The following is a 2,728-nucleotide window of genomic DNA, read 5'->3' as shown; positions in this document are numbered from 1 at the left end:
GAACGACTGGTACACCAGAGGTATGTTCAACCCGGTCCTCTCGTACTAGGGTCAACTCCTCTCAAATTTCGACGCCCACGGCAGATAGGGACCAAACTGTCTCGCGACGTTCTGAACCCAGCTCACGTACCACTTTAATTGGCGAACAGCCAAACCCTTGGGACCTGCTCCAGCCCCAGGATGTGATGAGCCGACATCGAGGTGCCAAACAACCCCGTCGATATGAGCTCTTGGGGGTTATCAGCCTGTTATCCCCGGCGTACCTTTTATCCGTTGAGCGATGGCCCTTCCACGAGGGACCACCGGATCACTATGACCGACTTTCGTCTCTGCTCGACTTGTCAGTCTCGCAGTCAGGCGGGCTTATGCCATTGCACTCTAACAGACGGTTTCCGACCGTCCTGAGCCCACCATTGCGCGCCTCCGTTACTCTTTAGGAGGCGACCGCCCCAGTCAAACTACCCGCCACAGAGGGTCCCTGTTCCGGCTTACGGAACGAGGTTAGACATCAGAAACAAACAGGGTGGTATTTCACCTATGGCTCCACATCAGCTGGCGCCGATGCTTCAAAGCCTCCCACCTATGCTACACAGTTTCTTCCTAATGCCACTCTGAAGCTGCAGTAAAGGTGCACGGGGTCTTTCCGTCTAACCGCGGGTACTCCGCATCTTCACGGAGAATTCAATTTCGCTGAGCATGTCCTGGAGACAGTGGGGAAGTCGTTACGCCATTCGTGCAGGTCGGAACTTACCCGACAAGGAATTTCGCTACCTTAGGACCGTTATAGTTACGGCCGCCGTTTACCTGGGCTTCATTTCAGAGCTTGCACCCCTCCACTTAACCTTCAGGCACCGGGCAGGCGTCAGGCCCTATACGTCGTCTTGAAGCCGACTTAGCAGAGCCCTGTGTTTTTGCTAAACAGTCGCTACCCCCTGGCCTGTGCCCCCTCAAAGTGCTTGCGCATAGTGAGGGCCTCCTTCTTCCGAAGGTACGGAGGCAATTTGCCGAGTTCCTTCAGGACACTTCTCTCAAGCGCCTTGGTATACTCTACCTGACCACCTGTGTCGGTTTCGGGTACGGTCTATACGGTGGGGCTATTTCCTGGAACCATTTCGAAGCCATCCCAATCCGATAAGGGATGACAACACACATGATCCGTCACACACCACCAGGCCCACGAATATTAACGTGGTTCCCATCGACTACCCCCTTCGGGCTCGTCTTAGGGGCCGGCTCACCCTGCGCGGATTAGCCTTGCGCAGGAACCCTTGGTCTTTCGGCGAGAGGGCATCTCACCCTCTTTATCGCTACTCATGTCTGCATTCGCACTTCCGATACCTCCACGACCCATTACCAGATCGCTTCACAGGCTTACGGAACGCTCCGCTACCGCGTACCACATCAGTGGCACACCCTAAGCTTCGGCACGTATCTTGAGCCCCGTTACATCTTCGCCGCAGGACCTCTTGTTTAGACCAGTGAGCTGTTACGCTTTCTTTAAAGGATGGCTGCTTCTAAGCCAACCTCCTGGTTGTTTTGGAAGTCCCACATGCTTTCCCACTTAGATACGATTTGGGGGCCTTAGCTGTAGGTCAGGGCTGTTTCCCTTTTGACGACGGACCTTAGCACCCGCCGTCTGTCTCCCGCATATCACTCTTAGGTATTCGGAGTTTGGTTAGGTTTGGTAGATCTCGCGACCCCCTAGCCCATCCAGTGCTCTACCCCCTAAGGTGTTCGTGCGAGGCACTACCTCAATAGTTTTCGCGGAGAACCAGCTATTTCCCGGCTTGATTGGCCTTTCACCCCTAAACACAACTCATCCGGTAACTTTTCAACGTTAATCGGTTCGGACCTCCAGTGCATGTTACTGCACCTTCATCCTGGTCATGCCTAGATCGCCGGGTTTCGGGTCTAATACATCAAACTCTGGCGCCCTATTCAGACTCGCTTTCGCTGCGCCTACACCTATCGGCTTAAGCTTGCTTGATACATTAAGTCACAGACCCATTATGCAAGAGGTACGCTGTCAGGCCATAAAAGCCCTCCAACTGCTTGTAGGCAATCCGTTTCAGGTACTGTTTCACTCCCCTCATCGGGGTGCTTTTCACCTTTCCCTCACGGTACTAGTTCGCTATCGGTCACATACGAGTATTTAGGCTTGGAGGGTGGTCCCCCCATGTTCAGACAGAATTTCACGTGTTCCGCCCTACTCGAGTCCTGAATTCTCACTTTCGCATACGGGGCTGTCACCCGCTATGGCCGAACTTTCCAGATCGTTCTGCTAGTTGAAATTCAGGCACTGGCCTGGTCCGCGTTCGCTCGCCACTACTAACGGAATCTCGGTTGATGTCTTTTCCTCCAGCTACTGAGATGTTTCAGTTCGCCGGGTTCGCTTCACGAAGCCTATGTATTCAGCTAAGTGATACCTAACCTAATTAACCCAACACCCTGCGCTACCGCACGGCTTGGATTAATCGGGATAGGTGGGTTTCCCCATTCGGAAATCGTCGGGTCAAAGCTTGCTCACAGCTCACCGACGCTTATCGCAGCGTGCCACGTCCTTCATCGCCTGTATGTGCCAAGGCATCCACGAATTGCCCTTACCTCACGCTTGAGAGTCCACACCACCAACGACATCACTGGGTGTCCTTTCGGATCACCAACTCGGCAGAGCAGTGCGCGTTGGCCTTTGTCAGGTGCGGATGATTATAATCTCAGCCAGATTATT

Annotated in this window: 1 rRNA gene; it reads right to left on the bottom strand. The window is 53.7% G+C overall.

Annotated features, from left to right (window positions below):
- Positions 1–2,614: ribosomal RNA gene (locus O6Y00_RS21925) — 23S ribosomal RNA — on the bottom strand; the annotation flags it as partial.
- Positions 2,615–2,728 lie beyond the last annotated feature (114 nt).

Source organism: Sphingomonas faeni, assembly GCF_040407565.1.
In the GTDB taxonomy this organism is placed as follows: Bacteria; Pseudomonadota; Alphaproteobacteria; order Sphingomonadales; family Sphingomonadaceae; genus Sphingomonas; species Sphingomonas faeni_F.
This window is presented reverse-complemented; position numbering and strand designations above follow the sequence as displayed.